Genomic DNA, 23743 nt, shown 5'->3' on the forward strand with positions numbered 1-23743 from the left:
ATTCAGTCCCAACACCAGACGAGTTTCGAGCATTGGCCCAGACATTTGATGTGATTCTAAAATCCGGCACCGTCGTCAATCAGGATGGCGAGGGCGTGCGGGACATCGGCATTACCAGTGGCCGGATCGCGGAAATCGGTTCGCTCGCCGGCGCCGGCGCCGGCGAGGTCATCGACTGCAAGGGGCTGCATATCCTGCCGGGCGTGATCGATACGCAGGTGCATTTCCGCGAACCGGGTCTCACGCACAAGGAAGATCTGGAAACCGGATCGCGCAGCGCGGTGATGGGCGGCGTCACCGCCGTGTTCGAGATGCCGAACACGAATCCCTTAACGGTGACGGAAGAAACCTTCACGGCGAAGGTGAAGGCCGGGCACCACCGGATGCATTGCGACTACGCCTTCTTCATCGGCGGCACCCGCGACAACGTCAATCATCTGCCCGATCTCGAACGCGCGCCGGGCTGCGCGGGGGTGAAGGTGTTCATCGGCTCATCCACCGGCTCGCTGCTGGTGGAGGACGACGACAGCTTGCGGCGCATCTTCAAGGTGATCCGCCGCCGCGCCGCGTTCCATGCCGAGGACGAGTATCGCCTCAACGACCGCAAGCATCTGCGCATCGAAGGCGATCCGCGCTCGCATCCGGTCTGGCGCGACGAGGACGCGGCGCTGATCGCGACCCAGCGGCTGGTGAACATCGCGCGCGAAACCGGCAAGCGCATCCACGTGCTGCACATCTCGACCCGGCAGGAAATTGAATATCTGCGCGACCACAAGGACGTCGCCTCGTGCGAAGCGACGCCGCATCATCTCACGCTTGCAGGTCCCGAGGCCTATGAGCGTCTCGGCACCCGCGCGCAGATGAATCCGCCGGTGCGCGACGCCGCCCACCGCGACGGCATCTGGCGCGGCATCGAGCAGGGCATCATCGACGTGCTGGGCTCGGATCACGCGCCACATACGCTGGAAGAAAAAGACAAGATCTATCCCGCATCGCCGTCCGGCATGACCGGCGTGCAGACGCTGGTGCCGATCATGCTGGATCATGTGAACGCGGGGAAACTGTCGCTGGCGCGCTTTGTCGATCTCAGCAGCGCCGGTCCGGCGCGGCTGTTCAACATTGCCCGCAAGGGCAGGATCGCGGCGGGCTACGACGCCGACTTCACCGTCGTCGACATGAAGCGTGAGGAAACCATCACCAACGAGTGGGTCGCGTCGCGCGCGGGCTGGACGCCGTATGACGGCGTGAAGGTCAAGGGCTGGCCGGTCGGCACCTTCGTGCGCGGCAAGCGCGTGATGTGGCAGGGTGAACTCACGACGCCATCGACCGGTGAGACGGTGCGGTTTCTGGAGACGCTGAAGGCGTAGGTGGCCGGGCCGCTATAGGTACGGATTTCCATTCTCCGTCATTCCGGGATGCGCTCTTGGCGCAGACCCGGAATGACAGTGCCACACACTCGATGTCGTCCCCGCGAAAGCGGGGACCCATAACCACCGAGCACCGTGGTGATGGCAAGACGACCGCTCCAGCATCTCCCTCAATCGAGAACTCAGGGAGTATGGGTCCCCGCTTTCGCGGGGACGACGTGGAGAGACTCTGAATGTGCCCGAAACATTTCGTGATGGGGATACACATCCCCGCGCTCCGGACCTCTCTTATGTTCAGCACGTCCTGTTCGTGAGGGGCGCTTCTCGAGGGCGCTTTGAAGCGGAGCAGGATGCGGCGCCTGCACGTGTGTTTCGCAAACACACGCTCGGGAGGCGCGATAAACGCAGACGGCGCAAGCTTGTCTGCGGGGTCACCGTCCGGGCCAACTACGTGGCTCTGCCGTTCGCGGCTGGACGCGGACAGGATGAAGGCGGGGAAATCCCGCCGGATAAAGACGCACCGCGTCCGTCCTGTCCCGGAAGTACGGTCCTCTCGCCCAAAATCGCTGCAGTGGAGCGCCGTGAGGCGATGCGCTTCCGGAGTTCATCGTCTCGCAAGCGATGCCGGGAGCGAAACAAGACAAAGGTGCGCTTTACGGCGCTCCATGCCCCTCGTTGTTTTGAGGGGGCGAAACCAAAAGCTCACCTCGCGCATGGCGCGAGAGCAAATGCGCGTGCGTGAATGGACGTGGCTGTTTGAAAACAGAATCGAGAATGCGAGGTGGTGCGAGACGTTCGCCACACCCACGATGTCGTCCCCGCGAAGGCGGGGACCCATAAGCACCAAACGTGGTGATGACGAAGGAAAGAGTTGGCCCGCTATCGCGACGATCGATGACTCAGGGAGTATGGGTCCCCGCCTTCGCGGGGACGACGTGGAGAGAGATTGCGCGGGATGAGTCGCTTACTGCCGGAATTCCACCACCGAGAATTCGCCGCTGCGGATGCGGCCGGCGAGGCCTTCGACGAACTTCGCCACGGCGTCTTCGCCGTAGGTGCTCACGAGTTCCGCGAACGCGGCGAACAGGCTGGCCTGCGCCAGGCAATCGCCGTCGACGCCATCGTGACGTGCTTCCGCCCATGCCTCGTTGAGGTAATTGAGAGCGGCGCGCTTCTGATCCTGGTCGGGCAGGAGATCGCGAGCGGAAACCCAATGGGAAGGATGCGACATGAAATCAAATGACCTGTGAACGCGAGCAGGTTGGGCCTGCGCGGTTGGAACTGCACAGAGCAATAGCATGCAGGGCAAGGGCCGCGAGACGGTTCTTTAGGAAAGGTTAACGCCGGGATTTCAACTTAACCTGTTATTTCCGGCATTCGCTTCGGAGCGCGGAAAACCGTCCCAAGAAATTCGGTGGATAATTCAGTTGGCGTAGCGCGCCGTCAGGTCTCGCGAGATTTTCGAGCCTTCTTCGAGGTAGCGGCGGATGGCGACATTCGCGGCGGGCGTGCAGGTGCGGTAGGTCTGCTGGAACCCGTTATAGCCGCGGTTGAAGCTCGCGATCATCCGGCTGCGGCGGTCGCCGCTCGGGGTTTCGGCGTCGACGAGGGCCTGCATTTCGCCGCGCCATTTCTGGCCCTCATTGGTGCCGCAGATTCCCCGCAGGTAATGCAGCGTGCCGAGGATTTCGGCCAGCCGTTGCAGGTCGCCGTCGAACGGCGCAGCCGCATCCTGGGCCCGGACCGAGCCGGAACCAGCCACTGCGACCACCAGAAAAACCGCGAAAATATGCTTCAGCATGAAGGCCGCCATATGCCCGTTCAACGGGCCGGAAGCAAGGCAGGCGCTGGTTGCTGTTATAATCCGAGCAGGGCGCGGGCCGACCGGATGGTGTCCTGCAGCCCGTGGGTAATAGGAAGGCCGCCCAGATCGCCGGGGGTCAGCCAGCGGGCGTCATCGAGTTCGTCGTTGAGCACGACGTCCCCCGCGGCCCAGCGGGCGGCAAACGGCAGGATGACGAAATGGCCGTGGCCGCCGGTTTTCGCCGGCAGCGCCTCGCGGTAGCCGATCAGGCCGACGATTTCGATCGTGAGGCCGGTTTCCTCCCGGATCTCGCGGGCCAGCGCTTCGGTCAGGCTTTCGCCGAATTCCACCCGGCCGCCGGGAAAGGTGTAGATGCCCTTCGAAGGCTCGCGGGCGCGGCGGACCAGCAGGATCTTGCCGTCACGGAAGATGCCGGCGCTGACGGCCAGTTGCGGGCCGGTGTGCGGAGTCGCGGTCATGTCACTGGCTCATGATGCGGTCGACGTCGTCGTCGCTGCTGCCGCCATTGATCATGGAGCCCGCCAGCGTCACCAGCGGCTTGACCCAGCCGGCCGCCTGTTCGGCGAGGATGGTGCGGGTTTCAGTGTGCCGGGCCTGACGCATGGCCGTTCCGACAGTGGTCAGGATCGAGGTCATCGTCGCGGTGATATTGTCGAATTCGGTGCGGACGGCCGGATCGCTCGAATCATAGGCGCTGATGGCAAGCTCGCGGGCCTTGAAATTGGACGCCGCGAAATGCTCGCGATAGCTCAGCGGATGCCACTCCAGGAAGTCGTCGGCGCATTCGGGGATGTCGGGGATCATTTCAAGCAGCATGATCGCTTCGTTGAAATGATTCAGGTAATCGGTGGCAAGGCCGGTGCGGGGATTGATGTTGGCCTCGAGCAGACGGCGCGCGCGCATGTCCGCCGCCAGAGCGGCATCGTCCGGGCCGATCTCGTCGTCAGGGGACTCGGCTTGGAGGGCTGAATGCGACATTACCGCCGATGTTTGGGCATTGGGGGTTAAAGGTGGCTGAAGAAGTCCCGTTTATGTGTCACTTTCTGCCGCCGAACGTTATTTTTTGAGCTCTTTTTGAGTCTTTTCATGTGCGGTCGATACGTCATTACCTCGTCCCCCGAAGCGCTGCGCCGGCTGTTCGACTATAACGAGCAGCCGAATTTTCCGCCCCGGCATAACGTTGCGCCGACCCAGCCCGTGCCGGTGGTGATCCTCGAAAACGGCATTCGCCAGTTCAAACTGATGCGCTGGGGTTTCCTACCGTCATGGGTGAAAGATCCCGGCAAATTCGCGCTGGTCATCAACGCGCGTTCCGAAACCGTGCTTGAAAAGCCGTCATTCCGGAATGCCATCAGGCGGCGGCGCTGCGTGCTGCCGGCGGATGGATACTACGAGTGGCAAGCGTGGCCGGGGCGCAAACGTCCGCACTATATTCGCCGGCGCGACGGTGCGCCGATGGGTTTTGCGGGTGTCGCGGAAACCTGGACGGGGCCGAACGGCGAGGAGGTCGATACGGTCGCCATCGTCACCGCCGCGGCGGCCCCGGAAATGGCTCTGCTGCACGATCGCGTTCCGGTGACGATCGATCCGCGAGATTTCGATCGCTGGCTCGACGGCAATCTCACCGATGCGGAGAGCGCGATGGACATGATGATCGCGCCGCCGCCGGGAACGTTCGTCTGGCATGAGATTTCGACGGCGGTCAATCGCGTCGCCAATGACAGCGCGGAACTGCTGCTGCCGTTCAGCGCGGAAGACGCGGAAGCCGAGGCCTTGCTCGAGAAAAAACAGCGCGACGACGAGAGGCAAGTAGCAAAGGTCTTGCGACCGAAGACTCCGCCCGCGAAGCCGGACGACGGGCAGGGCAGTTTGTTTTAGTGCGGAGGATTTTTGTATCTCACGGCGTCATTGGGCGGCCATCGAGCCACTTGGCATAAATGACGCGCTCCTGCTCTTCGTAATCGAGCGTTTCATAAAACGCCTGGGCCTCGGTGTTGCCGGGCCGCACCAGGAGTTGAAGCTTCTCGATGTCGCGTTCGCGCAGCCAGTCCTCGGAAGCCGCAATGATCACACGGCCATGCCCTGCCTTGCGATGATCGGGATCGACCGCGACGTAATAGACATATCCGCGATGCCCGTCGTGCCCGACCATGACCGTTGCAACGATGGTGTTTCCGTCGCGACCGACAAGGACCTCTGAATTGGCCTTACCCCGCGCTCTTGCAATGTCCGCCAGCGGCTCGTTCCACGGACGCGTCAGTTCGCAACGCTCCCACAGCGCGACGATCGCCGGGATGTCGGCGTCTTCTGCGGCCGCGACGGCCAGATTGCTTTTTGGAGCCGGTGTTGCGGTCACAGCACCTTGCCCGGATTCATGATGTTGAGCGGATCGAGCAGATGCTTGATCGACCGCATGATGTCGAACGCGACCGGGTCCTTCACATGCGGCAGCTCATCGCGCTTCAGAACGCCGATGCCGTGTTCGGCGGAGATCGATCCACCGTGCCGTCGCACCACGGCATGAACGACATCGTTCACATCATGCCAGCGCGCCAGATAGGCTGCGGTGTCGGCGCCGACCGGTTGACTGACATTGTAGTGAATGTTGCCGTCGCCGAGATGGCCGAACGCAAAGGGGCGCGCGCCGGGAATAAGTTTGGTCACGGCGGCGTCGGCTTCGGTCAGAAAATCCGGAACGGCGGCGACCGGAACCGAAATGTCGTGCTTGATGGACCCGCCTTCGGGCTTCTGCGCCGGCGAAATCACCTCGCGCAATTTCCAGAACCCGTTACGTTGATCGAGATTGGCCGCGATCACTGCGTCGTGGACGATGCCTTGTTCCATGCCCCTGGTCAGGATCGCCTCGATGGTGTCGCGCGCATCGTCGCGCGATGATGAAACCTCCATCAGCACATACCACGGATGGCGATCCGCCATCGGCGCGCGGATCGACGGGCCGTGTTGCACCACGAAGTCGATGGCGATCTGCGGGATCAATTCGAAACTCGTGAGGCTTCCGGCGGCGATGCTCCGCGACAGATCCAGCAGCGTCAGCGCATCGGCGGGCGAGGCGATGGCTGCGAACGCGGTCTCGACGGATCGCGGTTTCGGAAACATCTTCAGCGTCGCTGCGGTAATAATGCCGAGCGTGCCTTCGGCGCCGATGAACAGATCGCGCAGGTCGTAGCCGGTGTTGTCCTTTTTCAGGCTCGACAGGCCGTGCATGATGCGGCCATCCGCGAGCACGACTTCAAGCCCGAGCACCAGATCGCGCGCGACGCCGTAAGCCAGCGCCGCGATGCCGCCGGCGTTGGTGGAAAGATTGCCGCCGATGGTGCAGCTTCCTTCTGCGCCGAGCGACAGCGGAAACAGCCGGTCGGCATCGGATGCGCACTGCTGGGCCTTGGCGAGGATCACGCCGGCCTCGACGGTCATCGCGTTGGATTGCGTATCGACCGCACGAATCTTGTCGAGTCGCCGCGTGGAAATCACGATCTCGCCGTTGTGCGGCGTTTGCCCGCCGACCAGCCCGGTATTGCCGCCTTGCGGGACCAGCGCGGTTTTCGTTTCAGTGGCGAGCTTGCAGATCGCGGCCACTTCCGCAGTCGAGCCCGGCCGTAGCACGAGCGGCGAATGCCCTTGAAACAGCCCGCGCTCCTCGGTGAGATAGGGAGCGGCCTCATGCGGGTCGGTGACCGCGTACTTGTCACCGACGATGGCGGCGAAGCGCGCCAGCAATTCGGGTGTCAGAACGGAAGACGGCGGCGGCTGAACGATGTTCATGTGCTCTGTTTCTTGTTGTAATTCCAGCGTGTGATCAGTTTCGCGGCACGGCTGCCCGGCGCAGGCGGTCGTTGATGGCTTCGCCCAGCCCCTCATTTGGAACCGTCATCACGGCGATGGCGCGGGAGCCGGCAGCGTCAAGCTCGCGAAGATAACCGAAAAGATTGGCCGCAGCCTCCACCAGATCGCCGGCTTTCGACAAATTCACGACGCTGGCGCGTTCGGCACCCGGGATCATGTGAGGCCCGAAGGCCAGCAGGGATTCGCCGGCTTCCAATCGACGCGCGTCGAGCCGAACCGGCGTTCGCGGTGCGTAATGCGAGGCCATCATGCCGGGCGCCAGAGGATGGCTCGCGTCCGTTCCATCTTCTTCCGGCATTCGTGCGAGTTTTTCGCCGAGCACGCGCTCGATGTCGTCGCGGGGAAGCCCGCCGGGGCGCAGCAGCATCGGGGTCTCGAAGCAGCCGACGATGGTGGATTCGACGCCGACCGAGACCGGCCCGCCATCCACGATCAGATCGATACGTCCGGCAAGATCGCCAAAAACATGTGCAGCCGTGGTTGGCGAGACATGCCCCGAAATATTGGCCGAGGGTGCGACCACAGGTTTGCCGAACGCGCGCAGGATCTCGCGCGCCGCCGGATGCGCCGGCACGCGCACGGCGAGCGTCTCAAGTCCGGCGGTGGCCAGATCGGACACCGGGCAGCCGGATGCCTTGGGCAGCACCAGCGTCAGCGGTCCCGGCCAGAAAGTTTCCGCCAGCCGAAGACTTCTGTTGTCAAAACGCGCGATACGTTGTGCGGCCTGCAGATCGCTAACATGGGCGATGAGGGGATTGAACGACGGCCGGCCTTTCGCTTCGTAAAGCCGGGCGACGGCGCGGGCGTTGGTGGCGTCCGCGCCGAGCCCGTAAACTGTCTCGGTCGGAAACGCGACCAGCCCGCCGTCCTCCAGACATCGCGCGGCGGCGTCCGCCGCGCCGGCGGCAGGGACAATGGCCGTATTCAGGTCGAGTTTCATCGCGTGGTGCATATCCTGCGGGCGCATTTGCTGAATGGAGTCTCTTATACAGCTTCTTGCGGTCCGCGAGAGCCGCCGCTATACCGGCGCCCAAGTCGGAGTATAGCGCAGCCCGGTAGCGCACCTGCTTCGGGAGCAGGGGGTCGCAGGTTCAAATCCTGCTACTCCGACCATAACCCACTGAAAAATCATATTATTCCGAGTTCGGCGCCGCCGGCGGCGGTTCGCGTCCGCTTGCCGCCGCGACAGCCTGACGGGAGGCTCAGCGGCCGCCGACCCTGGTCCAGTTTTCACCGCCGCAAAGTGCGCCGACGCACCCTTCGACGCGCAGCGTTTGGGGTCCCAGCAGAGACACTTTGCTGTCGTACACCTTGCCGTCGTCGCCGTTATAAATCCGCCCCGTCCATGTGCCCGGGCCGCTGGGGTTCATCCCGATGAAAAGCTGCACGCCGACCATTGGACGTGCGGCAAGCGACGCATTCGGATTTTTGTCGTCGGTCTGGGGTCTTCCGGTTGCCGGGTCGATCGCCTCACGCAGCCAAACGACTTTTCCGCAAATCGCCCGTCCGCACTGGCTCACTTGAATCCTGGCGTCACCTTTTTCCGTGAGCCATGTGCCGAACACCGATCCATCATTCGCGAAGGCCTTGTCAGCGAAAGTCTGGCCTCCAAGCAAAAATACCGTTGTTAAAATGAAGCTCAATTTCGAAGTCATGATCAACCTGTGAAGCTCTGAAGGCCCGCCGAATCGAACCTATACAGGCCGATCTGTTATTCAAGCCGACCATCCGTTTGGATCGGCCGGTTTTCGGACGATGTTACTTCGAGGACACCATCCGATGGGGGCGCGTCGCCGGCGGGTTGCTGGCATCTCATTTCGCGCCGGAGGGCGCTGTCGTGCCCCGGTACCATTTGGTGGTCGCTTCCGACGACAGATCGCGGTTCGGTGAAGGCGTTTCGGTGACGTAAAGCATGCCATGGATGTTGCTTTCGCAGCATTCTTTGGTCCTTATACACAGGCCTGATTCAAATCATTTTTGATGCTGCCGAACCGGTCGAGGGCATGCACGAGCTTATTCGCGACATTACGTTTTCAATCCTGTTTGCCTGGGTACTCGGCCTTGCCGCGCATTTTTTCCGGCAGCCGCTGATCCTTGCCTATCTGATTGCCGGATTTTTCATCGGCCCCTACGGCATGCAGTGGGTCAAATCGGAGGAATCGATCAAGACGATTTCCGAGCTGGGCCTGATTTTCATGCTGTTCATGATCGGGCTGGAAATCGACCTCAAGAAGATTATCCGCGCTGGGCGCGTGATCCTGTTCGCAGCCGGCGGGCAGTTGATCGGCGCCTGCCTGCTCGGCATCGTCTTTTTTGTCGCCATCGGTCTGTCGATGGGCGGGAACAAGTTCGACGCGCTTTACCTGACCGTCGCCTGCGCGCTGTCGAGCACGGTCATCATCGTCAAGGTGCTCTACGAGAAGCGCGAACTCGACACGCTGCCGGGACGCATCACGCTCGGCGTGCTGGTGCTTCAGGACATCTTTGCGATCCTGTTTCTCGCGGTTCAGCCCAGCCTCGCGGATCTCCAGATCAGCGTGGTCCTGCTGTCGATCGGCCGTGTCGGGTTGCTGGTTGTCACCGCAATGGTGCTCAGTCGTTTCGTGCTGCCGAAGATTTTTCACCAGATCGCGCGAAGCCCGGAACTCGTCATGCTCGGAGCGCTGGCGTGGTGCTTCCTGATCGGCGAAGTGGCGGAGCGGCTTCACCTGTCGCGCGAGATGGGGTCGCTGGTCGCGGGCGTCTCGCTCTCGACCTTCCCCTACGCGCTGGATGTGACCGCGAAGGTCACGACGCTGCGGGATTTCTTCATCACGCTGTTCTTCGTCGCGGTCGGGATGACGATACCCATCCCGAATTCGGCGACCATCTCGCTGGCGCTCGTCATCGCGGCTTTCACTGTCGTCAGCCGGGTGTTGACCACGTTCCTGCCGCTCTATTTCATGAAGCAGGGTCTTCGCGCCAGTTTGCTGCCGGCGATCAATCTCGCGCAGATCAGCGAATTCTCGCTGGTCGTCATCCAGACCGGCATCATCGCGGGTCATATCACGCCGGAGACATCGAGCGCGGCGTCGTTCGCCTTCGTGATCCTTGCGGTGCTCAGTACGTTTGCGATCGCCCGCAGCGACCAGATCACCCGATGGGCCATCGGCCCTCTGAAGCGGATCGGCTTTCGCGATCTCGACCAGACCCAGACCGCGGACGCCGATCACGAGGGCGGTCACGGCGCGGCCCGGCGCATCGTTATTCTCGGGTTTTTCCGGGCGGCAAGCGCGTTGCTGAGCGAGATCGAGCGGCAGAACAAATCCCTGCTCGACCAGATCAGCGTGGTGGACTTCAATCCTAATGTATTCCGCACGCTCACCTCGCGCGGCATTCATGTCATCTACGGCGATATCAGCAACATCGATACGCTGATGCATGCCGGCGTCGGCAACGCGGAGATTATCATCCTGAGCGTGCCGGATTCGCTGCTGAAGGGTGCGAACAACGAAAAGCTCGTTCGTCACGTGCGCTCGATGAATCCGGACGCGAAGATCATTTCGACGGCGGATATGCTGCGGGATGTCCAGGACCTCTACGCCGCGGGAGCAAACTACGTGACGGTGACCCGTATCACCGACGCGGAGGAGCTGTATAAGGTCATCGAGGCGGTCGACAACGGCCTGATCGAAGACAAGCGCGCCGAGATGGATCAACTGCTCAGCGAACGCAGGGAAGTCCTGCCTTAAGGCAGCCACCCGAGGCTCATTTCGCCTGGAGAACGTTTGAAACAAGCTGCCGCCGGGCCGATAATGGGCGGCGGATATCGGCCATGTGGACAGGGCAGTTGCGCCCAAACCCGCCCTGAGCCATACGATCAGCGTCCCATTGAGTGTACGATGACGGAGAGTATGTAAGCGTCATGGCCCATCCCATTCCTGAAGTTCTGAAAGCCTTTGCTGCCGGCGAGATCGTCGTCGTCACCGATGACGATGACCGTGAGGGCGAGGGCGATCTGATTGTCGCCGCCACGCTTTGCTCAGCGGAGAAGATGGCATTCATTATTCGACATACCTCGGGAATCGTCTGCGCGCCGATCACGAGCGACAATGCCCGGCGCTTGCGGCTCGATCCGATGGTCGCGCACAACGATTCCAACCACACCACCGCCTTCACCGTGTCGATCGACTACAAGCCCGGCATGACCACCGGCATTTCCGCCGAGGAGCGCATGTTGTGCTGCCGGGCGCTGGCCAATCCGAACGCGGGGGCCAGCGACTTCGCGCGGCCCGGCCATATCTTTCCGTTGATCGCCCGCGACGGCGGCGTCCTGCTGCGCTCGGGCCACACCGAAGCTGCGGTCGATCTTTGCAAGCTGTGCGACCTGCCGCCGGTCGGCGTCATCAGCGAACTGATGAATGATGACGGCACGGTCATGAAGGGCGAGCAGGTCGTGAAATTTGCGGCCCAGCATAATCTCAAGCACGTCACCATCGCCGACATGATTTCGTACCGGCAGGCGCGTGAGAAACTGATCGAACGTGTATCGACCTTCACCGTCGACAGCCCGATCGGGCAGCTCGACGGCTACGCCTATCGGTCGCCGTTCGATCCGATCTATCACGTCGCGTTCGTCTACAAGGGCGTCGGCAACGGCCAGAACGTCCTGACCCGCTTTCACAAGCCCAACATCGTGAAGGATATTTTCTTCGGGTCGGGCCGCGTCCTTGCCGCGCTCGATCACTTCAAGAAGAACGGCAGCGGCGTTCTGGTTTATCTGCGCGACGGCGCTGCAGGTGTGCCTGTTGCGCCGATTGCTGAAGATCATTCGGCGGAGGCCGACCGTCATCGGCAATGGCGCGAAGTCGGCGTCGGCGCGCAGATCCTGCGTGATCTCGGCGTCACGTCGATCCGGCATCTCACTTCGTCGGCGCACGATTACAAAGGCCTCTCCGGATTTGGCATCGAAATTGTCGCCAACGAGCCGTTTGACGGCTAGGCTTCACGCAAGCGGGAACTGGTTTTGCGCTTGCAACCTGACGCCGACGATTTATCGTGATTTCACAACAGCGGACTTGAGCTGAAAGGATTTTGTCATGAGCGCCCGCCCGCAGACCAAGGACAAGCCCGCCAAGGTGACGTTCCAGTGGGACGATCCGTTCCTGCTCGACGATCAGTTGACCGAAGACGAGCGCATGATCCGCGACACGGCGCGCGCCTATGCCCAGGACAAGCTGCAGCCGCGCGTGACGCAGGCTTATCTCGAAGAGAAAACCGATCGCGAGATTTTCCGTGAGATGGGCGAACTCGGATTGATCGGCGTGACGCTGCCTGAGGAATATGGCTGCGCCAACGCGAGCTATGTTGCCTATGGCCTGATCGCGCGCGAGATCGAGCGCGTCGATTCCGGCTATCGCTCCATGAACAGCGTGCAGTCGTCGCTGGTGATGTATCCGATCTACGCTTATGGCGACGAGACCCAGCGCAAGAAGTACCTGCCCAAGCTCGCCACCGGCGAATGGGTTGGCTGTTTCGGTCTGACGGAACCGGATGCCGGTTCCGATCCCGAGGGCATGAAAACCCGCGCGGAGAAGGTCGCTGACGGCTATCGCCTGACCGGCAGCAAGATGTGGATTTCCAACGCGCCGATCGCCGACGTGTTCGTGGTGTGGGCGAAGTCCGCCGCGCACGACAACAAGGTGCGCGGTTTCATTCTCGAGAAGGGCATGAAGGGCCTGAGCGCGCCGAAGATCGGCGGCAAGCTCTCGCTGCGCGCCTCGATCACCGGTGAAATCGTGATGGATGGCGTCGTGGTGCCCGAGAGCGCGCTGCTGCCCAACGTGTCCGGTCTGGCCGGTCCGTTCGGCTGTCTCAACCGCGCCCGCTACGGCATTTCATGGGGCGTCATGGGGGCTGCGGAAGATTGTTTCCAGCGCGCCCGGCAGTACACGCTCGACCGCAAGCAGTTCGGCCGGCCGCTGGCCGCGACCCAGCTTGTGCAGAAAAAGCTCGCCGATATGGAGACCGAAATCGTGCTCGGCCTGCAAGGTTCGTTGCGCGTCGGCCGCCTGATGGACGAGGGCAAGATGGCGCCCGAGATGATCTCGATCATGAAGCGCAACAATTGCGGCAAGGCGCTCGACATCGCCCGCGTCGCCCGCGACATGCACGGCGGCAACGGCATTTCGAGCGAGTATCAGGTGATGCGCCACGCGCAGAACCTCGAGACCGTGAACACCTATGAAGGGACGCACGACGTCCACGCACTCATTCTCGGCCGCGCCATTACCGGCATTCAGGCGTTTTCGTAAGGCGCATCTGTCCGGTTGAGGGTCTGGCTTTGAGCGATAACGACGACATTCCGTTCAACCGGGATTTTCCACTCGCGCCCGGTGTCGTGGAGGAAGTTGTCCCCGGCGTGCGGCGGGTGTTGTGCAACAACCCCAGTCCGTTCACGTTCACCGGAACGGTGAGCTATATCGTCGGCCGCGGCAACGTCGCCATCATCGATCCAGGCCCGGTCAACGAGGCCCATGCGCAGGCTCTGCTCGACGCGGTACGCGGCGAAACCGTCTCACACATCCTTGTCACTCACACGCACAACGATCACTCGCCCGGCGTCGCTCGCATCAAGGCGGCGACCGGCGCGACGGTCTATGCGGAAGGGCCGCATCGCGCGTCGCGTCCGGCTTACGCCAGCGAGACCCGTGCCACCGAGTCCGGCGGCGACTGGGACTTCCGTCCTGACGTGATGCTGAAGGACGGCGATGTCGTGGAAGGTGATGGCTGGCGGCTTGAAGTCGTCGCGACGCCGGGACACACGGCCAACCACATCGCTTTCGCCTGGCCGGAGCGCAAGCTGATGTTTGTCGGCGATCACGTCATGGGCTGGTCGACGTCCATCGTCGCGCCTCCCGACGGATCGATGGTCGATTACATGGCATCGCTTGAAAGACTGACCCGGCGCGACGAGCAGCTCTATTTCTCCGGTCACGGTCCAGAGATTCCCGACGCCGTACGGTTCGTGAAATTTCTCATTCGCCATCGCAAGGCGCGGGAAGCGTCGATCCTGCATCGTCTCGCCAAGGGTGAGGCCGACATTCCGACCATCGTGCGGGCAAGTTATATCGGGATCGATCCCCGGCTGGTGGGCGCAGCGGGCTATTCGGTGCTCGCGCATCTCGAGGATCTCGTCGCGCGCGATGTCGTGGCGACCGACGGCGATCCGACCATCGACGGCAATTATCGTTTGGTCGTGCCCTTGGCCTGAGGCTTGGCCGGCGTGATCAGCTTTTTCACCGGCCTTGCGTTGTCCACGGCCTCGTTCAACTGCTCGGCGAATTTGGCAATGCGCGCGGCGTTGGTGCCGAGATCGTGCTCGAAGTAACGCGATGACGAGCGAAGATCGACGCGCGCGGCGTCACCATCCGGCATGATGCGGATCGCGATGTCTTCTCGAAAACCCATGATGGGCGTTCGGGCCACCGCCTCGATGCGGCCGATACGCTGCGGCGGTTGTGGCGCACGCTCGTCGATGACCAGCCACTTGTACCGTCCAACCAGCGCCCGGGCCAACTCGTAGGCCTTTTGAACCGGCACGTCGATGCTGATCGGCTCGATGTCCGGATAAGCGGTGCGCTGCTGCTCGGCCGAATAGAGACCGGCATAGACTGCGGGGTTTGCGCCGTCGCCTGTTCGAAGCCGCGCCAGCGCTTCGAAGCGCGGCGGATCGATCGGATCGGTGGTGATATCGTGAATGGCCGGCAGTGTGTTGTACTGGTAGGCGAGATAGGCCGGATAAGCGAGGATCGCGGCATCAATCAGGAACGCCAGCAGGATGCGGCTCATGCCGCGCGAGCCGTTTTGCCAGATCGCCGCAAAGGCAGCGAGGCCGACGAGGATCGACAGTCCGGCGCAGGCGAGCGCGCCGAAGAATGTCGCCAGTGCGGGCTTGAAATCGAGAAATCCGAAACGGACGATAATGACCGAAACGATCGTCGCGATCAGTGAGAACACCGCAAGACGGCGCGTCCACGACGCAAGAGCCGAAAGGGGCTCCATCTGATAAGCGGCTGCGATCCGGCGGGCCATGCCTTGTCAATCCGTTCTGGCGCCGGGCGAAAGGGCGCGCCGGTCAACTAGCGCATTTCCGGGGCCGCTGTGAAGCAGTTCGAGGCGGAATATCACCCGGTGAACGGGCAAAAAAATGCCCGGTACAAGCCGGGCATTTCGATGAATGATGAACTGGGCGGCGTCAGGCCGCCGCGACCGGGAATTTGTAATCCTTGAATTGATCCCGCAGCGCGGTTTTCAGGATCTTGCCGGTTGCGGTGTGCGGAATGGCGTCCACGAATTGCACGTCGTCCGGCATCCACCATTTTGCGATCTTGCCGTCCATGTATTGCAGGATTTCGTCACGGCTTGCCTTCTGCTCGGGCTTGAGCTGCACGATCAGCAGCGGCCGCTCGTCCCACTTCGGATGATGGACGCCGATGACCGCGGCTTCCAGCACCTTCGGGTGACCGACGGCGAGGTTCTCGAGATCGATCGACGAAATCCATTCGCCGCCGGACTTGATAACGTCCTTTGAGCGGTCGGTGATCCGCATGTAGGCGTCGGCATCGATGGTCGCGACATCGCCGGTGTCGAAGAAGCCGTTGTCGTCGAGGATGTTGGTGTCGATGCGGAAGTAGCCTTTGGACACCGAGGGGCCGCTGACCTTGAGGCGGCCGAAGGTCTTGCCGTCCCACGGCAGCTTCTTGCCCGCGTCATCGGTGATCTTCATCTGGACGCCGAACGGCGGATAACCCTGCGTCTGCAGAATATCGAGCCGCGCCTCGCCGGTGAGATTGGCGAACGGAGGCTTCAGCGCGCCGACGGTGCCGATTGGGCTCATTTCCGTCATGCCCCAGGCATGGCGAACCTCGACGCCCTGATCGACGAAAGCCTTGATCATGGAGCGCGGCATCGCCGAGCCGCCGCAGATCAGGACCTTCAGATCGGGCAGCGTTTTCTTCTCGGCGGCCATGTATTGCAGCAGCATCAGCCACACCGTCGGCACGCCGGCGGTGTAGGTGACCTTCTCGGTCGAGAGCAATTCATAGACCGATGCGCCGTCAAGTTTGGCGCCGGGCATCACCAGCTTGGTTCCCATGGTGGGCGCCGAGAATGCGATGCCCCAGCTGTTGGCGTGGAACAACGGCACCACCGGCAACATGGTGTCGCTGGCTCGGGTGCCGAGCGCGTCCGTATTGTTGGCCATCAGCGCATGGAGCACATTGGAGCGGTGGGAATAGAGCACGCCCTTCGGATCGCCCGTGGTGCCCGAGGTGTAGCACATCGCGGCTGCGGTATTTTCGTCGAATTCCTTCCACTGGAAATCGCCGTCGACTTCCGCGATCCATTCTTCATAGGAGATCGCGTTCTTCAGCGCGGTCTGCGGCATATGCGCCTTATCCGTGAACACGACGTAGCGTTCCACGGAAGGCATCTTGTCCGCGATCTTTTCCAGCAGCGGCACGAAGGTGAGGTCCGTCATCATGATGCGGTCCTGCGCATGATTGACGATCCAGACGATCTGATCGGGGAACAGCCGGGGATTGACGGTATGGCAGACGGCGCCGATGCCCATGATGCCGTACCAGGCTTCAAGATGACGCCATGTGTTCCAGGCAATGGTGGCGACGCGGTCGCCGATCTTGATACCGTGCTTGTCGAGTTGCTGGCCGACTTTCAGCGCGCGTGCACGAATTTCGGCGTAATTGGTGCGATGAATGGGTCCCTCGACCGATCGCGTCACGACTTCCTGCTTGCCGTGAATCTCCGCTGCGTGATCGATAATCCGCTGACACAACAAGGGCCAATTTTGCATCAATCCGAGCATTCGTTGTTTCCTCCTGAAAGTGACTTTGTGTCTTTATGATTGGTGTGCCCCGAAGGACCTGCATGAACTCTAGCGCGGACGACGCGGCCAGCAAATGGCCTTCTGGTTGGCATGCCAGGAGCGGGCTGCCGGCCCGCGTCATTGTGGCCGCCGGGCTGGTCCTTACCTGTGCGGCTTCGATCGAGGCAAGCGCAAAAGTGCCGCTGCCGCAGGCTCGGCCCGCAGAAGCGCCGGCTGCCTACCGTCCGCAGCCGGAGCAGGGCGGCGCAGCCGATCAGCCCGCGGAGCCGACGCCGGAATCCAAACCTTCGGAATCCAAGCCTCCCGAGCTTTCGGCATGTCGCCTTGCGTTGACGGAGAGCATTGCGATCGCGCCCTCGATCCCGTCGATCAAGGGCCCCGGCGGATGCGGCGGAGAAGACCTCGTGCGGCTGGAGGCAGTCGTGCTGTCTCCGACCCAGCGTGTGGTGCTGAAACCCGCCGCCATCTTGCGCTGCGCGATGGCAACCGCCGTGGCGGAATGGGTTCGTACCGATATGGCGCCGCTGGCGGCGGGCCTTGGCACGACCATCAGTGAACTCGATAATTTCGATTCATTTGAATGCCGTGGCCGTAACCGCGTCAAGGACGCGAAACTATCCGAACATGGTCTCGCCAATGCGCTCGACATCCGGGGCATGAAGTTCGCGAACGGCAACACGCTGTCGCTCACCGACCGCACGGTGTCGCGTGAGACCCGCGAGAAGGTGCTGGCCTCCGTCTGCACGCGGTTCACCACCGTGCTGGGTCCGGGCTCTGACTGGTATCATGAGGACCATATCCATCTCGACCTCGCCCAGCGCCGCAACAACTACAAACTGTGCCAATGGGGCGTCTACGACCCGCTGCCCGCCGTTGCGCCGCTGATGCCGTTGGAACGCCCTGAGGAAGCGCCGCCACGCCAGACCGCAGAGGAAAAGGCTGCGCCGGCGAAATCCAGCGAGGAAGCACCGCAGGCGACCCCGACGGAAGAGGGTGACAAACCAGCAGCGCCTGCCAAGCCGCGCCGCAGGATGTCTCGACAGACTGGCACAAAATAAAAAGCGCCGGATCGACCGGCGCTTTTGGAATCAAACTCGATTGAGGCGAGCGTTCAGAACGGCGCTGTTCCGCCGCCGCCGCCTTGCAGCGCCATTTTCGAATTGTAAGGCGAGTCACCCTGCTTGGGATCGAGCACCACAACGACGCTGCCCTGCTTAGCGCGGCTGTAAAGATCGATCACGTCCTCATTGGTCATGCGGATGCAGCCCGAGGAAATCGACGCGCCGATATATTCCGGCTGGTTGGTGCCGTGAATGCGGAACAGCGTGTCGCGATTGCCCTGATAGAGATACAGCGCACGCGCGCCGAGCGGATTGTCCGGGCCGCCTGGCACCGATTGCGGCAGGCCTTCGATGCGCTTGTGGATGTCCGCGGTCGGGGTCCATTTCGGCCATTCCTGCATGTTGCCGACGCGGGCGATGCCGGAGAACGCCAGCGCTTCTTCGCCGACGGTGATGCCGTAGCGGATCGCCTTGCCGCCCTCGAGGACGTAGTAAAGATAGTGATTGTCGGAATCCACCACGATGGAGCCCGGCGTTTCCTTGCGATGATAGTTGACGATCGCCCGCCGGAACGGCTCGGCGACGGCGACCTTTTCGTACTTGGCCTTGGCCAGCAGTTCCTTGTCACGCGGCTTGAGGCTCGCTTCCGGAGCCTTCTCAAAGCTGGTGGAGGTCTGCATACAGCCCGCAAGCGCAAGACCTGCGAAGAGCAAGATAATTTTTGAGCCGAACGAGGACATTCCGAAGTTCCAATGGGCGCTGGGCGTGTCTCCACGCCGAATCTAGCCGGAAGATGCTTCCGATTCCGTTACCTTCTATCTGCGCCGAAACGTGCCGTATTTCCAGCATTTCGATGCTGATTTTGCCATGCAGCATCCTACCTGTGGCATTTGCGCCTCAGGACTCGTCCTCAACGCCACCGGCTGCCCAAATGACCGGCGGATGCCGGGTCTCGGGCGCTAAAATGACCCGCTGCCGCCCTGTAGCGCCATCTTGGAATTGAACGGGGAATCCCCCTGCTTGGGATCGAGCACGACCACCACCGCTCCCATTTTGACCCGGCTATACAGATCGATCACGTCCTCGTTGGTCATGCGGATGCAGCCCGAGGAAATTGACGCGCCGATATATTCCGGCTGGTTGGTGCCGTGAATCCGGAACAGCGTATCCTTGCCGCCGGAGTAGAGGTAGATCGCCCGCGACCCCATGGGATTGTCCGGACCGCCCTTCACGAACGTCGGGACGCCGAGCCGGGAAATCTCGCTTTTGGTCGGATGCCAGTCCGGCCATTCGGTCATCGCACCGACCTTGGCGATGCCCGACCAGGCCATCGCCTCCTCGCCGACGGTGATGCCGTAGCGGATCGCCTTGCCGCCCTCGAGAACGTAATAAAGATAGTGATTGTCGGAATCGACCATGATCGATCCCGGCGTTTCCTTGCGGTGGTAATCCACGATCGCCCGCCGGAACGGGGTCGAAACGGGCACCTTGTCGTAACTGACCTTGGCGAGAAGCTCCCGGTCGCGGGGCTTCAGGGTCGTGTCCGAGGCGGCCTCGTAGGTGGTGGTTTGCATGCAGCCGGCGAGCATCAATCCGGCGGCCAGCACAACCAGTTTAGAGGCAAGATTCGAGGCAGGAGAGGGCATCGACGGTTTCCGATCAGTGCGTGGTGCGCGTCGCTCGGTCACATGGTATTTACGTCGAGCTTCTGTTTAGCGCCAGCCCATAACCGCCGGGGCGGACGCCATTCGGGTCATACCCTTGTGATCCCGTGCGATGGTCCCGCAACTGTGGCTTTGGCGTCGCACCGGCAGGGCGCTTCCCGCTTATCGGGCGGGCGGCATGCCATCGTTCGGGATGGTCGGCGCGTCCTTCATGACAGTTGAATGTCGTGCGGCGGTCCGTGAAAGGCTTGCGGGAATCGAGAACATTTGCGCTTTGAGAGCGGATGGATCACAGGTTGTCCGCGAAAGAAATTCCGGGAGTTCTCCATGTTGTCGGTCTTCGTTCCCAGCGCCTCTGTCCTTAAGAAAATCGACGACATTGACGTTGAATCGTTGCCCCCGGATGCGATCTGGATTGATCTGAAGACGCCGTCGCCCGGCGAGGACAAGGCCGTCGAAAGGCTGGTCGGTATCGAAATTCCGACCCGCGAAGACATGCAGGAAATCGAGGCGTCCAGCCGCCTCTACGTCGAAAATGGCGCGCGCTACATGACCGCGACCCTGATGTGCGCCGCGGACTCGCAGGCGCCGCGCACCACTCCGGTGACATTCATCCTCACCGACCATCGCCTCGTGACAGTCCGCTATGATGAACCGAAGCCGTTCACATTGATTGCCGCGAAGCTCGCGCGCTCCTGTCCAGCGAACATCACTGGCGACGGCATTCTGCTCGAACTGCTCGATGGCGTGATCGACCGCTGCGCCGACATCCTCGAACGAGCCGGCGCGGACGTCGACAGCGTGTCGTCGCAAATCTTCGAGCCGTCCGCCGAACGCGGTCACGCACGGACCTATTCCCAAATCCTGCTGACCATCGGCAAGAAGGGCGACCTGACCTCGAAGGTGCGTGAGAGTCTGGTCTCGATCGGGCGTCTGATCTCGTTCGTTCTCGTCGAGACCGATACGGGACGCTGGAGCAAGGAACAGAAAGCGCAGTTCAAGACCCAGCAGCGCGACGTGTCATCACTGACCGATCACGCGTCTTATCTGTCGAACAAAATCACCTTCGTGCTGGACGCGATGCTCGGCGTGGTCAACCTCGAGCAGAACAACATCATCAAGCTGTTCTCGGTGATGGCCGTTGTATTGATGCCGCCGACGCTGATCGCCTCGATCTACGGCATGAACTTCAAGATGATGCCCGAGCTGGAGCATCCGTGGGGTTATCCGCTGGCGCTGCTCGCGATGCTGCTCGCGGCGGCGGGGCCGTACATGTTTTTCAAGTGGAAGCGGTGGCTGTAATTATTTCGCGAGCTTCGCGATTGCGGCCTTGATCGATCGCGCGGCAGCATCGTAATCGGCCCAAGCCTTCGTTTTTGCGAGCAGCGCGGGCACCGATCGCAACGTATATTTCATCGGATCGAGATCGCTGCGGACCTGCGCCCATGTCATTGGCATGGATACCGGCGCACCGTCGCGCGCACGGGGCGATAGCGGCGCGACGGCCGTCGATGTTCGATCGTTGCGCAGATAGTCGAGGAAGATTTTTCCCTCGCGCTGCTTCTTCGACATGTTGAGGAGATAGTGTTCGGGGCTGTCCTCTGCCATCTGCTGGCACACGGCCTGCGCGAATGCCTTCGCGGTTTTCCAGTCGATCTTGTCTTTCTTCGCGTCCTTCAACGGCGTGACGACATGAAGTCCCTTGCCGCCGGTTGTTTTGCAAAAACTTTCCAGCCCCAAATCCGTCAGCCGTTCACGCATCTCGCGGGCGGCGTCGACCACTGCGGAGAATGCAACGTCAGGTGAGGGATCGAGGTCGAACACCAGCCGTCCCGGCACGTCGGGTTCATTCGGTGCGCAATTCCACGGATGCAGTTCGAGCCCGCCGATCTGGGCTGCTGCGACGAGACCTTCGACGCGATCGATCTGCACATACGGTTTGCGGTCGCCCGAAACCTTTACGAGGTCGAACAGCTTCGACACGCCGGCCATGGCATGACGCTGGAAAAAGGTTTCGCCACCGATGCCGTCCGGCGCACGGATGATCGAGCAGGGCCGGCCCTTGATATGCGCGATCAGCCAGTCGCCGACCTGCTCCATGTAGTGCGCCAGATCGAGCTTGGTGACGGGCTCGCCGTCTCCGCTGTCGGGCCACAGCGCCTTGTCTGGATTGGAGATCGTGACGCCCATGACAACATTGCTATTGTGGGAAGCTGCGCGTGTTGACGGGGACTTGCCGTTCGTCTTCGCGGACAACGCCGCAACATGGGTCTTGGCGGGTTTATCGGCTGTCACGTCGCTTGCCGACTTGTCCTTGCGCAGGCCCTTGAAGGCTGCCTGCCGGACCATGTTATCGCCGGTCCAGCCTGCGAATTCGATTTCAGCGACCAGTTCCGGCTTCAGCCAGTGCACTTCCGCGGTTTTCTTCGGTGCGTTCTCGCCACCGAAGGGGTTTTTGGCGGCGGCGTTAGCCTTCAACTCGGGCATGATGCGCTTGACGACGGCCTGACCGTATCCGGTGCCGACCACGCCGACATAGGCGAGATGATCGCCGTGCGGCACGCCGACCATCAGCGAGCGGAATTTGCCTGCGTTGCTTTTCCAGCCGCCGATAACGACCTCGTGCCCGGCGCGGACCTTTGCCTTGGTCCAGCTTTCCGAGCGTCCTGAACGATAGGGGGCTGTGAGTTTTTTGGACACGATGCCCTCGAGTGACAACGCGCGGGCGGATTCCATGATGGCGTTGCCGTTGGACTCGAAATGCTCCACGTAGCGGATGGTTCCCTCATCGCGCTTTCGCTTGCCGTCGAGCAGCACCCGGAGCCGCGCCTTGCGCTCGGACAACGGCAACGGCCGCAGGTCTTCTCCATCTGCAAAGAGGAGATCGAACGCGAAGAAGATCAGGTCATCCGTCTTCTCGTCGGACAGCGCCGCCTGCAACGAGGCAAAACTGGGATGGCCTTCGTGATCGAGCGCAACGATCTCGCCGTCGATGATCGCGTCCGGAAGGTTGCCTCCTTTTTTTGCGAGGGCGGGGAATTTCTCCGTCCAGTCGAGTCCCTTGCGAGTCCTGAGCGTGACTTCACCATCCTCGATCCGCATTTGAACGCGATAGCCGTCGAACTTGATTTCGTGCGCCCAGCCGTTACCTGCCGGCGGCCGTTCGACCGACGTGCAAAGCTGTGGCGCAATGAAGTCCGGAAGCTCTGCTGCGCGCCGGCTGCTGGCGGCTTTCGCCACGGTGCTCTTGGCTGCGGTCTTGCTTCTCAGCTGCGCGACGGTTGCTTCCTTGGCCGGGGCCGATCCCGGCGTGCTTTTCTTTTCACGTTCGACAGCGGCAAGTCCCTTGCTCGAATCCCATACCTGATCGGCTTTTGCCTTGGTCGATGTCTTCAGCATGAACGGCTTCGGCGCGCGGCCCTTGCCCGCCGCGATCTGCGCCATCGATCGGCCGGACGCAGCGGATTTTTCGTCGTCGAGGACATCGTTCTTTTTGCCTTCGCGTGAGTACGCGTCGCGATGTTTGATCAGCAGCCAGTTGGTGCGCTTGCCGCCGTTGCGGTCGTTCTTCATGCGAACCAACACCCATTCGCCGTGGAGTTTGTCACCCTCCAGCGCGAATTTGAGATCGCCTTTCTTAAAGCCGCGCTCTGGATCGTCGGACAACCAGTAGCCGCGATCCCAGACCATGACGGTGCCGCCGCCGTACTGTCCTTTGGGGATGGTGCCTTCAAAATCGCCATAGTCGAGCGGATGATCCTCGACCTCGACCGCCAGCCGTTTGTCCTTGGGATCGAGGGACGGTCCCCGCGTCACCGCCCAGGATTTGAACACGCCCCCGTACTCAAGCCGGAGGTCGTAGTGGAGCCGGCTGGCGTCATGCTTCTGGATGACGAAGCGCCGCACCTTCGACGTTCCCACGGCGACCTTGCCGCTTGGCTCCGACGTCTTCGTGAAATCACGTTTTGTTCGGTAAACCTTAAGTTTCTTTTGGGCCACGGAGCGAAACCCCAACGGTGCAATAAATCCGGAATAATTGTATCATGCGCCATAGGGCAGGGCGGCAGGAACAAAAA

At 61.8% G+C, this 23743-nt stretch carries 21 protein-coding genes and 1 tRNA gene; 9 read left to right on the forward strand and 13 right to left on the reverse strand.

What is annotated here, in order from left to right; translation table 11 throughout:
• Positions 1–32 precede the first annotated feature (32 nt).
• On the forward strand, positions 33–1367 hold the full coding sequence (locus tag AC1RKJ_RS17385; protein ID WP_492792161.1) for a dihydroorotase: 1335 nt from the start codon (positions 33–35) through the stop codon (positions 1365–1367).
• 964 nt (positions 1368–2331) lie between these two features.
• On the opposite strand, the gene AC1RKJ_RS17390 is transcribed toward AC1RKJ_RS17385, so the two are convergent.
• The 4 genes from AC1RKJ_RS17390 to AC1RKJ_RS17405 form a co-directional block, all read right to left on the reverse strand.
• Complete coding sequence (locus tag AC1RKJ_RS17390; protein WP_492792162.1) at positions 2332–2598, reverse strand: hypothetical protein; 267 nt, start codon at positions 2596–2598, stop codon at positions 2332–2334.
• 192 nt (positions 2599–2790) lie between these two features.
• On the reverse strand, positions 2791–3168 hold the full coding sequence (locus AC1RKJ_RS17395) for a TIGR02301 family protein (protein WP_492792786.1): 378 nt from the start codon (positions 3166–3168) through the stop codon (positions 2791–2793).
• Between the two features lie 56 nt (positions 3169–3224).
• Positions 3225–3650, reverse strand: a complete 426-nt coding sequence (locus tag AC1RKJ_RS17400) for an NUDIX hydrolase (protein WP_492792163.1) — start codon at positions 3648–3650, stop codon at positions 3225–3227.
• Between the two features lies 1 nt (position 3651).
• The gene (locus tag AC1RKJ_RS17405) at positions 3652–4170 is read right to left on the reverse strand and encodes a hypothetical protein (RefSeq protein ID WP_492792164.1); all 519 of its coding nucleotides are present in this window, start codon (positions 4168–4170) and stop codon (positions 3652–3654) included.
• 108 nt (positions 4171–4278) lie between these two features.
• On the opposite strand from AC1RKJ_RS17405, the gene AC1RKJ_RS17410 reads away from it, so the two are divergent.
• Complete coding sequence (locus AC1RKJ_RS17410; protein WP_492792165.1) at positions 4279–5070, forward strand: SOS response-associated peptidase; 792 nt, start codon at positions 4279–4281, stop codon at positions 5068–5070.
• 19 nt (positions 5071–5089) lie between these two features.
• Here the strand turns inward: AC1RKJ_RS17410 and AC1RKJ_RS17415 are convergent, their stop codons facing one another.
• The 3 genes from AC1RKJ_RS17415 to AC1RKJ_RS17425 are packed head-to-tail and all read right to left on the reverse strand — an operon-like array spanning position 5090 to position 7996.
• Positions 5090–5548 carry a GNAT family acetyltransferase gene (locus tag AC1RKJ_RS17415; protein WP_492792166.1) on the reverse strand — a complete coding sequence of 153 codons (459 nt, stop codon included), beginning with the start codon at positions 5546–5548 and terminating at the stop codon, positions 5090–5092.
• On the reverse strand, positions 5545–6975 hold the full coding sequence (locus AC1RKJ_RS17420) for an FAD-binding oxidoreductase (RefSeq protein ID WP_492792167.1): 1431 nt from the start codon (positions 6973–6975) through the stop codon (positions 5545–5547). The genes AC1RKJ_RS17415 and AC1RKJ_RS17420 overlap by 4 nt, the downstream gene beginning before the upstream one ends.
• 34 nt (positions 6976–7009) lie before the next feature.
• Positions 7010–7996, reverse strand: coding sequence for an L-threonylcarbamoyladenylate synthase (locus tag AC1RKJ_RS17425; protein ID WP_492792168.1), 987 nt, complete (start codon positions 7994–7996; stop codon positions 7010–7012).
• Between the two features lie 96 nt (positions 7997–8092).
• Here AC1RKJ_RS17425 and AC1RKJ_RS17430 point away from each other — a divergent pair.
• A tRNA-Pro gene (locus AC1RKJ_RS17430) sits at positions 8093–8169 on the forward strand.
• Between the two features lie 89 nt (positions 8170–8258).
• On the opposite strand, the gene AC1RKJ_RS17435 is transcribed toward AC1RKJ_RS17430, so the two are convergent.
• Positions 8259–8711, reverse strand: a complete 453-nt coding sequence (locus tag AC1RKJ_RS17435; RefSeq protein ID WP_492792169.1) for a DUF2147 domain-containing protein — start codon at positions 8709–8711, stop codon at positions 8259–8261.
• 348 nt (positions 8712–9059) lie between these two features.
• Here AC1RKJ_RS17435 and AC1RKJ_RS17440 point away from each other — a divergent pair, with 348 nt between their 5' ends.
• The 4 genes from AC1RKJ_RS17440 (at position 9060) to AC1RKJ_RS17455 (ending at position 14308) form a co-directional block, all read left to right on the forward strand.
• A complete protein-coding gene (locus AC1RKJ_RS17440; protein ID WP_492792170.1) occupies positions 9060–10787 on the forward strand; it encodes a cation:proton antiporter in 1728 nt (575 codons plus the stop codon).
• 173 nt (positions 10788–10960) lie between these two features.
• The gene (gene ribB, locus AC1RKJ_RS17445) at positions 10961–12037 is read left to right on the forward strand and encodes a 3,4-dihydroxy-2-butanone-4-phosphate synthase (protein ID WP_492792171.1); all 1077 of its coding nucleotides are present in this window, start codon (positions 10961–10963) and stop codon (positions 12035–12037) included.
• A 97-nt stretch (positions 12038–12134) separates the two neighbouring features.
• Positions 12135–13349, forward strand: a complete 1215-nt coding sequence (locus AC1RKJ_RS17450; RefSeq protein WP_492792172.1) for an acyl-CoA dehydrogenase — start codon at positions 12135–12137, stop codon at positions 13347–13349.
• 29 nt (positions 13350–13378) lie between these two features.
• On the forward strand, positions 13379–14308 hold the full coding sequence (locus AC1RKJ_RS17455) for an MBL fold metallo-hydrolase (RefSeq protein WP_492792173.1): 930 nt from the start codon (positions 13379–13381) through the stop codon (positions 14306–14308).
• Here AC1RKJ_RS17455 and AC1RKJ_RS17460 read toward each other — a convergent pair.
• Both AC1RKJ_RS17460 and AC1RKJ_RS17465 read right to left on the reverse strand, forming a co-directional pair.
• A complete protein-coding gene (locus tag AC1RKJ_RS17460; protein WP_492792174.1) occupies positions 14281–15129 on the reverse strand; it encodes a DUF1499 domain-containing protein in 849 nt (282 codons plus the stop codon). The genes AC1RKJ_RS17455 and AC1RKJ_RS17460 overlap by 28 nt on opposite strands.
• 163 nt (positions 15130–15292) lie before the next feature.
• Positions 15293–16921, reverse strand: coding sequence for a fatty-acid--CoA ligase (locus AC1RKJ_RS17465; RefSeq protein WP_492792175.1), 1629 nt, complete (start codon positions 16919–16921; stop codon positions 15293–15295).
• A 62-nt stretch (positions 16922–16983) separates the two neighbouring features.
• On the opposite strand from AC1RKJ_RS17465, the gene AC1RKJ_RS17470 reads away from it, so the two are divergent.
• Positions 16984–18000 carry an extensin family protein gene (locus AC1RKJ_RS17470; protein WP_492792176.1) on the forward strand — a complete coding sequence of 339 codons (1017 nt, stop codon included), beginning with the start codon at positions 16984–16986 and terminating at the stop codon, positions 17998–18000.
• Between the two features lie 53 nt (positions 18001–18053).
• Here the strand turns inward: AC1RKJ_RS17470 and AC1RKJ_RS17475 are convergent, their stop codons facing one another.
• Positions 18054–18743 (reverse strand): L,D-transpeptidase, encoded by a 690-nt coding sequence (locus tag AC1RKJ_RS17475; protein ID WP_492792177.1) that lies wholly within the window; start codon positions 18741–18743, stop codon positions 18054–18056.
• A gap of 219 nt (positions 18744–18962) precedes the next feature.
• Positions 18963–19649: a L,D-transpeptidase gene (locus tag AC1RKJ_RS17480; protein ID WP_492792178.1), complete on the reverse strand. Its 687-nt coding sequence runs from the start codon at positions 19647–19649 to the stop codon at positions 18963–18965.
• A 345-nt stretch (positions 19650–19994) separates the two neighbouring features.
• Here AC1RKJ_RS17480 and AC1RKJ_RS17485 point away from each other — a divergent pair, with 345 nt between their 5' ends.
• The gene (locus AC1RKJ_RS17485) at positions 19995–20969 is read left to right on the forward strand and encodes a magnesium transporter CorA family protein (protein WP_492792179.1); all 975 of its coding nucleotides are present in this window, start codon (positions 19995–19997) and stop codon (positions 20967–20969) included.
• Here AC1RKJ_RS17485 and ligD read toward each other — a convergent pair whose 3' ends face one another.
• Positions 20970–23666, reverse strand: a complete 2697-nt coding sequence (gene ligD, locus AC1RKJ_RS17490) for a DNA ligase D (RefSeq protein WP_492792180.1) — start codon at positions 23664–23666, stop codon at positions 20970–20972.
• Positions 23667–23743 lie beyond the last annotated feature (77 nt).

This window comes from Afipia sp. GW822-FHT04G07 (assembly GCF_058800765.1).